The sequence below is a fragment of the Burkholderia sp. AU28863 genome (assembly GCF_002223195.1).
In the GTDB taxonomy this organism is placed as follows: domain Bacteria; phylum Pseudomonadota; class Gammaproteobacteria; order Burkholderiales; family Burkholderiaceae; genus Burkholderia; species Burkholderia sola.
On record NZ_NKFE01000002.1, the window covers coordinates 180,521 to 189,018 of the forward strand.

Sequence of the window (8,498 nt, forward strand, 5' to 3'; positions counted from 1 at the left end):
GAACGGACATTGTATGTGGTTTGGGCCCCGGCTGGCCGGGTGGATGGCCGCGGCCGCGGCGGCGGCGCTGCTCGCCGCGTGCGGCGGCGCGCCGACGCGGACTTCCGCGCTGAAGCCGCCGACCGGTGCGGCGATCGTGCCGGGGCAGGTCGCCGCGAAGCGGCTCACGCCGGTCGCGTGGCAGCAGGTGCCGGGCTGGCAGGACGATTCGCTGATCGGCGCGACGGCCGCGCTGCGGCAGAACTGTGCACGGCTCGCGCGCCAGCCGGCCTGGACACGCGCTTGCGCGGCCGCCGACCGGCTCGACGAACTCGACGTCAGCAGCGCCCGCAGCTTCTTCGAAACATATTTCACGCCGTTCCAGTTCGCGAACACCGACGGTACGCTCGACGGGCTCGTGACCGGCTATTACGAACCGCTGCTGCACGGTTCGCGCGTACGCCGCGGCCCGTATCAGTACGCGCTCTATCGCTGGCCGGCCGGCTATCGCGCGGGCGCCGCGCTACCGGCACGCGCGCAGCTCGAGCGCGCCGGCATCCTGAACGGCAACGAGCTCGTGTGGGTCGACGATCCGATCGAGGCATTCTTCCTGCAGGTGCAGGGCTCGGGGCGCGTGCTGCTCGACGACGGCTCGGTGATGCGGGTCGGCTTCGGCGGTACCAACAACCAGCCGTACCGTTCGATCGGCAAGTGGCTGCTCGATCGCGGCGAGCTGACGCCCGCGCAGGCGACGATGCAGGGCATCAAGGCCTGGGCGAAGGCGAACCCGACGCGCGTCGACGCGCTGCTCGATACGAATCCGCGCTTCGTGTTCTTCCGCGACATGCCGACCAAGGAGGATGCGCCGCACGGCGGCGCGGACGGTCCGATCGGCGCGCTCGGCGTGCCGCTGACGCCGGAGCGCTCGATCGCGGTCGACCCGTCGTCGATCCCGCTCGGCACGCCGGTGTTCCTGCAGACCACGCGTCCGTTGACGAATACGCCGATGAACCGGCTCGTGTTCGCGCAGGATACGGGCTCGGCGATCAAGGGCAGCGTGCGGGCGGACTATTTCTGGGGGCTCGGCGACGACGCGGGCGACCAGGCCGGCCGGATGAAGCAGGTCGGCCGGATGTGGCTGCTGTTCCCGAATTCGTGATTGGGGGGCGGCGAAGGCAGCCCGGATGACGGTTGTGAACGAGACGCGGCATGGATGGCGCGTCTCATGCGCGCAGGGCGTGCCGGTCTGATCGCTGGTGTGCCCGTGTGATTTCAGTTCGCGTGATGCTCTGCGTGTCACGTCGAACGACGCGTTGGAGTAGAACAGCCCGATCGGCGTTGGCCGACCGGGCTGTTCCGTTTGCAGGCACGGATTCGCCGCGGCGCGACGTGCGCGCGGCGAACGAGCTCAGCCCTTGCGTTTGTCGACGACGCGGCGCGCCTTGCCGACCGAGCGCTCGATGCCGTTCACGGGCAGCACGTTGATCACGGCCGTCACGCCGATCAGCGACTTGATGTCGTACGCGAGTGCCTGTTTTGCCGCCTGGATCGCCGCGGTATCGGGCGCCGTCTCCGGGCAGGGCTCGACGTTGAGCGTCAGCACGTCGAGCGGGCCTTCCTTCGTCAGCACGATCTGATAGTGCGGCGCGAGCACGCGCTGCTTGAGCAACTGTTCCTCGATTTGCGTCGGGAACACGTTGACGCCGCGCACGATCATCATGTCGTCCGACCGGCCGGTGATCTTCTCCATTCGCCGCATCGTGCGAGCGGTGCCCGGCAACAGGCGCGTGAGGTCGCGGGTGCGGTAGCGGATGATCGGCAGCGCTTCCTTCGTCAGCGACGTGAACACGAGCTCGCCGAGTTCGCCGTCCGGCAGCACTTCGCCGGTTTCGGGGTCGATGATTTCCGGATAGAAGTGGTCTTCCCAGATGGTCGGGCCGTCCTTGGTCTCGACGCATTCGGATGCGACGCCCGGGCCCATGACTTCGGACAGCCCATAGATGTCGACGGCGTCGATGCCCATCCGCTGTTCGATCGCGACGCGCATGTCATTGGTCCACGGCTCCGCGCCGAAGATGCCGATGCGCAGCGAACTCTGCGCGGGATCCAGGCCCTGGCGCTCGATCTCGTCGGCGATCGACAGCATGTAGCTCGGCGTGACCATGATGATGTCGGGCCGGAAATCCTGGATCAGCTGTACCTGCTTTTCGGTCTGTCCGCCGCCGAACGGGATGACGGTGAGGCCGGCGCGTTCGGCGCCGTAGTGCGCGCCGAGCCCGCCCGTGAAGAGGCCATAGCCGTAGCTGACGTGCACCTTGTCGCCGCGGCGCGCACCGGCCGCGCGGATCGAACGTGCGACGAGATTCGCCCACGTATCGATGTCGGCGGCCGTATAGCCGACGACCGTCGGCTTGCCGGTCGTGCCCGACGACGCATGGATGCGCGAGATCTGGTCCTGCGGCACCGCGAACATCCCGAACGGATAGCTGTCGCGCAGGTCGCCCTTGGTCGTGAACGGGAAGCGCGACAGGTCGGCGAGCGTCTTCAGGTCGTCCGGAAGCACGCTCGCTTCGTCGAACTTGCGGCGATAGACGGGCGAGTGGTCATACGCATGCCGGAGCGACCACTTGAGGCGTTCGAGCTGCAGCGCGGTCAGCTCGTCGCGTGAGGCGGTCTCGATCGGCTCGAGCGGTAGCGGGGTAGTCATGCATGTCTCCAGTGTTTGTTATGGGCGGGCCGTCGACGTCAGCGGTCTTCCGGGATGACCGTGCCCTTGATCTGGGCGGATTTGCCGCGAAACATCGCGACCGTGTCGCCTGTCTGGTTCGTGACGCGGATGTCGTAGATGCCCTGGCGGCCGGCGCGCGCCTGTTCGATCGCCTCGGCCGTCAGCATGTCGCCGCCGTGCACGGGGCGCAGGAATTCGATCGAGCAGCCGGCCGCGACCGCATTCACGTTGTACGAGTTGCACGCGAACGCGAACGTCGAATCGGCGAGCGTGAAGATGATCCCGCCGTGACAGGTCTGGTGCCCGTTCAGGAATTCGGGCCGCACGCGCATCTGCAGGCGGGCATAGCCGGCGCGTACTTCGGCGATTTCCATGCCGAACGCGCGGCTGCAGGCATCGGCGTCGTACATGGCCTGAGCGGCGGCGCGGGCGAGCGAATCGGGGTCGAGCGTGGCGGTGGCGTCCGTCATGTCAACGCCCCTCGAAGCGCGGTGCGCGCTTCTCGATGAAGGCCCGCGCACCTTCCGCGTAGTCGTGCGACTGGCCGAGCTTGCGCTGCAGGTCGCGTTCCAGGTCGAGCTGCTGATCGAGCGTGTTCGTGACGCTGTCTCGCATCGACTGCTTGATCGACGCGATCGCGAGCGTCGGCTGCTGCGCGAGCTGGGCGGCGACCTGGCGGACCGTCGCGGCGAGCGCGTCGTCGTCGACCGCGCGCCAGATCAGGCCCCACTGTTCAGCCTGTTCGGCGCCGAGCTTGTCGCCGGTCAGCGCGAGTCCCAGCGCGCGCGCCATGCCGATGCGTTGCGGCAGGAACCACGTGCCGCCCGAATCGGGTACGAGCCCGATCTTCACGAAGGCCTGGATGAAACTGCTCGAGCGGGCGGCGAACACGAGATCGCATGCGAGTGCGAGATTCGCGCCGGCGCCGGCCGCCGTGCCGTTGACGGCGGCGATCACTGGGATCGGCAGATGCTGCAGGCGACGAATCAGCGGATTGAAATGCTCGTCGATCAGCGCGCCGAGATCGGTGGACGCGCCCGGCGTGAAGTCGAGGTCGGCCAGATCCTGGCCCGCGCAAAAGCCGCGCCCCGCCCCCGTCAGAATCAGCGCGCGTGCACCGGCCGCTTCGACTTCATCGAGCGCCGACTGCAGTTCGCGATGCATCGCCCGCGTGAAGCTGTTCAGCTTGTCGGGACGGTTGAGCGTGATCGTGGCCACGCGCGCGGCCTGATCGATATCCAACTGGATCGCCTGATAGGACATGCAGTATCTCCGTCATGACTTCGTTATAGGCGCGCGGCGCGGCGGTTACACGCGTTCGATCGCGAGCGCGATGCCCTGACCGACGCCGATGCACATCGTACAGAGCGCGAAGCGGCCGCCGGTACGCTCGAGTTGATGGAGCGCCGTGGTGACGAGCCGCGCACCCGATGCGCCGAGCGGGTGGCCGAGTGCGATCGCGCCGCCGTTCGGGTTCACGCGCGGATCGTCGTCGGCGACGCCGAGCATGCGCAGCACCGCGAGGCCCTGCGACGCGAACGCCTCGTTCAGTTCGATCACGTCGAACTGGTCGATCGTCATGCCGAGCTGGCGCAACAGTTTCTGCGTCGCCGGCGCGGGGCCGATGCCCATCACGCGTGGCTCGACGCCGGCGGTCGCCATGCCGACGACGCGCGCCCGGCGGCGCAGGCCATACTGGTCGGCGGCCTGCGCATTGGCGAGCAGCAACGCGCAGGCGCCGTCGTTCACGCCCGACGCGTTGCCGGCCGTGACCGAGCCGTCCGGGCGCACGACACCCTTCAGCTTCGCGAGCGCCTCGAGCGACGTTTCACGCGGATGCTCGTCGCGCGACACGACGATGGCGTCGCCTTTCTTCTGCGCAATCGTGACCGCGACGATTTCTTCAGCGAGCGTGCCATCTTGCTGCGCCCGCGCGGCCTTTTGCTGGCTGCGCAGTGCGAACAGGTCCTGATCCGCGCGGCTGATGTGGTAATCGACCGCGACGTTCTCGGCGGTCTCCGGCATCGAATCGACGCCATGCAGTTGTTTCATCAGCGGATTGACGAAGCGCCAGCCGATCGTCGTATCGAAGATGTCGGCCTGGCGCGCGAACGCGCTCGCGGCCTTGCCCATCACGAACGGCGCGCGCGTCATGCTCTCGACGCCGCCTGCGATCATCAGGCGCGCTTCACCTGCCTTGATCGCGCGGGCGGCCGTGCCGACCGCGTCCATCCCGGAGCCGCACAGCCGGTTCAGCGTCGTGCCCGGCACGGCGGTGGGCAGGCCCGCCAGCAGCGCCGACATGCGCGCGACGTTGCGGTTGTCCTCGCCGGCCTGGTTCGCGCAGCCGTAGATCACGTCGTCGATCGCCGCCCAGTCGACGTCGCGGTTGCGCTCGATCAGCGCCTTGAGCGGCACCGCGCCGAGGTCGTCGGCGCGGACATCTTTCAGGGCGCCGCCGTAGCGGCCGATGGGAGTGCGAATCGCGTCGCAGATGTAGGCGTCTGTCATGAGCGTATCGGTGAGTGACGAACCCGCCGGGTGTCGGATTCGTTCATGGTAGAGAACATGGCGGCGTTTGCACGTCGGCCAATCGGGTTATGCCGTCTGGCCAGCTTCCGCCGGTGCCGCCTTCGGAGCAACATGGACGCGACTTTGGACCACGCGGAACCGATTGGCGACGAATGCCGGATCGGCCAGCGCGGCGTTGGCCGCCGGGTTCGCGCCCGTGCCGTGGAAGTCGGAGAACGCGGCCGACTGATTGACGAATACGCCGCTCGTCAGGTTGATCGACAGCGCGACCCCGCCGCGCACCGCCGCGTCATGCGCGGTGTCGATGATTGCGTCGTCGGTGCTGTAGACGGAGAGGGTGAGTGCGCCATGCTCGGCGGCGATTTCACCGGCCAGATCGAGCGACTGCGCGGTCGAGTCGGTTGCGATCACGAACGAAATCGGACCGAACCACTCCTGCGTGAATTTCTCGCGATCGGCCACGTCGAGTTGCAGCACGAGCGGCGTGCGCACGCGCGCGTCGGGGAAGGTGGGATGCTGGAGCGTCACGCTGTCCGCGAGCACGCGGCCGAGCTTGCGCGCGTCGTCAACGCGCGCGGTCACGCCGTCGTTCTGGATCGCGCCGATCAATTCGACCGAGCGTGCCGGGTCGCCGGTGAGTTTTTGCACGGCAACAGCGATCGCTTGCGCGACTTCGTCGAAGCTCGCATGGCCGTCGGCCGTCCGGATACCGTCGCGCGGCACGTAGATGTTCTGGGGCGCCGTGCACATCTGGCCGGAGTACAGTGCCAGCGAGAACGCGATGTTCTTGGCGACGGCCTTCAGGTCGTCGGTCGAGTCGATCACAATCTGGTTGACGCCGGCTTTCTCAGTGTAGACCTGCGCCTGGTGGGCGTGGCGTTCGAGCCACGTGCCGTTCTGCGTGCTGCCGGTGAAGTCGATCAGCTTGATCTCGGGGCGCAGCGCGAGATCCTGAACGAGGGCACCGTCGTTGGGTTCGGTCGCGAGGAGGGTGACCACGTTCGGATCGAACCCGGCTTCGCGTAGCACGTCGCGGGCGATCCGCACCGTGATCGCGAGCGGCAGGATCGCACCCGGGTGCGGTTTGACGATCACGGTATTACCGGTTGCCAGGTCGGCGAACAGGCCCGGGTAGCCGTTCCAGGTTGGGAACGTGCAGCAGCCGAGCACGAGGCCCGTGCCGCGCGGCACGATCGTATAGCGCTTGTGCATCGCGAGCGGCGGGTTCTTGCCTTGCGGCTTTTCCCAGTGCGCATCGGCCGGGATGCGGCGCAGTTCGTCCCACGCATAGGCGACCGCCTCGAGGGCGCGGTCCTGCGCGTGCGGGCCCCCGGCCTGGAACGCCATCATGAAGGCTTGCCCGGTGGTGTGCATCACGCTGTAGGCGATTTCGAAGCTTGCGCGATTCAGGCGCGCAAGAATTTCGAGGCTGACGCCGATCCACGCGCTCGGGCCGGCTTCGCGCCACGTGCGTTGCGCGGCGGTTGCCGCAGCGATCAGAGCGTCCGGCGTCGATTTCGGATACCGGATGCCCAGCGCGATACCGTACGGCGAGCGCTCGGCGCCGACCGTATCATCGGACGCCGGCTGGTCGAGCACGAAGGTCTTGTCGAGGTGCGACTTGAACGCGGCCTCGCCGTCCGCGCTTGCGCTTTCCCCGTACACTTTGGGGCTCGGCATTTCGGCGAACGGGCTCCAGTACCCGCGGCTCTCGATGGCGGCGAGTGCGTGTTTCAGCGTGTCTTCGTGCTTCGTGAACAGGGCATGGGTCATGGCGGCAGCCTGATGAACATTGAGAGGGATCGGATCGATTAATTAACCGACCGGTTGGTCGGAGAATGGTAGCATCAAACTATTCGCATGTGCGAGGCGTTTCTCATTTCATTGATCGAGGAGAAATAGATGGCTTACGAGAACATCCTGGTGGAGACCCGGGGGCGTGTCGGTCTGGTGACGCTGAACCGTCCGAAGGCGCTGAATGCGCTGAACGATGCGCTGATGGATGAGCTGGGCGCTGCGCTGAAGGCGTTCGACGCGGACGACGATATCGGCGCCATCGTCGTGACCGGCAGCGAGAAGGCGTTTGCGGCCGGCGCGGACATCGGCATGATGGCGACCTACTCCTATATGGATGTTTATCGGGGCGACTACATCACGCGCAACTGGGAGACGGTCCGCGAGATTCGTAAACCGATCATTGCTGCGGTTTCGGGCTTTGCGCTGGGTGGTGGCTGCGAACTTGCGATGATGTGCGACATCGTTTTCGCGGCGGACACGGCAAAGTTCGGCCAGCCGGAAATCAAGCTGGGCGTCATGCCGGGTGCGGGCGGCACGCAGCGTCTGCCGCGTGCGGTATCGAAGGCGAAGGCAATGGACATGTGTCTGACCGCGCGCTTCATGGACGCCGCCGAGGCCGAGCGTGCCGGGCTCGTATCGCGCGTGCTGCCGGCCGACAAGCTGCTCGACGAGGCGATTGCCGCGGCGGCGACGATCGCCGAGTTCTCGCTGCCGGCGGTCATGATGGTCAAGGAGTCGGTGAACCGCGCATACGAGACGACGCTGGCCGAAGGCGTCCACTTCGAGCGCCGGTTGTTCCATTCGTTGTTCGCGACGGAAGACCAGAAGGAAGGGATGGCGGCGTTCGTCGAGAAGCGGAAGCCCGTGTTCAAGCACCGCTGATCGGCCGGCGCGGCGATAGGTATCTAGTGACTGATCTGTATCCGTTGTCGATGCGATTGCCTCGCCCGGTGCTTCAAAGCCTCCGTGCGCGTCAGCGCCCGGAGGCTTTTTCAAACTTTCTTCACAAAGAGCTTGCGCGGATGGGGGCAGGTGCTTAGAATCACGCCTCTTTCGCGCTAACGGAAACGCGGCGCGGGAGGAAGGGAAGCGGTGTTGTCGGGTTCGGGATGTAGCGGGCTGTGGCGGCGCAGGAAGATGGCCCGGCGGTCGCAACGATGTAGTGTAAAAAGTTGTTGACGAACTGCGGAACACGGTTCATAATCTCGCTTCTCTGCTGCTGAAAACGCAGCGCTGCCGGGAAACACGAAGTTCCTCGCAGAATGCTCTTTAAAAATTAACAGCCGATAAGTGTGGGCGCTTGATGGTAGCGAGCTGATCTTCGGATCAGAAAAGCGAAAGTATCAAGAGTCTCACACTAAAGTAAGTCAGGTTTATGAAGTGATTCATATTCCTGTCAGCTTTGAGTGAGCGACCGGTTCGAAAGAACCGAAAACAGTAACAGGTTTGAACTGAAGAGTTT

At 66.1% G+C, this 8,498-nt stretch carries 7 protein-coding genes; 2 read left to right on the plus strand and 5 right to left on the minus strand.

From position 1 onward, the window contains the following. The first annotated feature begins 13 nt into the window (after positions 1 to 13). Positions 14 to 1,138 carry a murein transglycosylase A gene (locus CFB81_RS02245; RefSeq protein WP_256975916.1) on the plus strand — a complete coding sequence of 375 codons (1,125 nt, stop codon included), beginning with the start codon at positions 14 to 16 and terminating at the stop codon, positions 1,136 to 1,138. Positions 1,139 to 1,387: 249 nt separating this feature from the next. Here CFB81_RS02245 and paaK read toward each other — a convergent pair whose 3' ends face one another. The 5 genes from paaK to paaN form a co-directional block, all read right to left on the minus strand. Next, positions 1,388 to 2,686, minus strand: a complete 1,299-nt coding sequence (paaK, locus tag CFB81_RS02250; protein WP_089434486.1) for a phenylacetate--CoA ligase PaaK — start codon at positions 2,684 to 2,686, stop codon at positions 1,388 to 1,390. A 38-nt stretch (positions 2,687 to 2,724) separates the two neighbouring features. Continuing rightward, the gene (paaI, locus tag CFB81_RS02255; protein WP_069619498.1) at positions 2,725 to 3,177 is read right to left on the minus strand and encodes a hydroxyphenylacetyl-CoA thioesterase PaaI; all 453 of its coding nucleotides are present in this window, start codon (positions 3,175 to 3,177) and stop codon (positions 2,725 to 2,727) included. 1 nt (position 3,178) lies between these two features. Next, entirely contained in the window at positions 3,179 to 3,970 is a 792-nt protein-coding gene (paaG, locus tag CFB81_RS02260; RefSeq protein ID WP_089434487.1) for a 2-(1,2-epoxy-1,2-dihydrophenyl)acetyl-CoA isomerase PaaG, read from the minus strand. A 45-nt stretch (positions 3,971 to 4,015) separates the two neighbouring features. Then, positions 4,016 to 5,218 carry a 3-oxoadipyl-CoA thiolase gene (gene pcaF / locus CFB81_RS02265; RefSeq protein ID WP_069619500.1) on the minus strand — a complete coding sequence of 401 codons (1,203 nt, stop codon included), beginning with the start codon at positions 5,216 to 5,218 and terminating at the stop codon, positions 4,016 to 4,018. An 87-nt stretch (positions 5,219 to 5,305) separates the two neighbouring features. Further along, on the minus strand, positions 5,306 to 7,012 hold the full coding sequence (paaN, locus tag CFB81_RS02270) for a phenylacetic acid degradation protein PaaN (protein WP_089434488.1): 1,707 nt from the start codon (positions 7,010 to 7,012) through the stop codon (positions 5,306 to 5,308). 129 nt (positions 7,013 to 7,141) lie between these two features. Here paaN and CFB81_RS02275 point away from each other — a divergent pair, with 129 nt between their 5' ends. Next, positions 7,142 to 7,918 (plus strand): enoyl-CoA hydratase, encoded by a 777-nt coding sequence (locus tag CFB81_RS02275; RefSeq protein WP_069619502.1) that lies wholly within the window; start codon positions 7,142 to 7,144, stop codon positions 7,916 to 7,918. Positions 7,919 to 8,498 lie beyond the last annotated feature (580 nt).